Here is a 295-nt window from a genome sequence, read left to right on the forward strand (position 1 = left end):
TGTTGAACGGGCCATTTTCCTGGCGGTAACGCACGATGGCTTCGGCCTTGACGGTGCCTATACCTTGAAGGTGCGTCAGCGCATCGACACTGGCGGTGTTGATATTGATTTTACTGGCCATGGCTGTGGTCGTCGTGGCTTCAACGGCACTGGGCGTGTTTCCAGAGCTATCGTTGACTGCGAGCAGGGCAGCCCCTTGTTTCTGCGGTTGTGGTGGTTGTGCGCCACTGAGGTCGGTAAGGCCGGGGATGCTGAAGGTCGTGGAGAAGGGGTTGCTACTGGCGTCACTGTAGGC

At 58.3% G+C, this 295-nt stretch carries 1 protein-coding gene; it reads right to left on the reverse strand.

From position 1 onward, the window contains the following. Positions 1-121 (reverse strand): ComEA family DNA-binding protein (locus tag Q4563_RS18855; RefSeq protein ID WP_442903794.1); only part of this gene is annotated, 121 nt, incomplete at its 3' end. Between the last annotated feature and the right edge of the window lie 174 nt (positions 122-295).

The organism is Gilvimarinus sp. 1_MG-2023, from assembly GCF_030548285.1.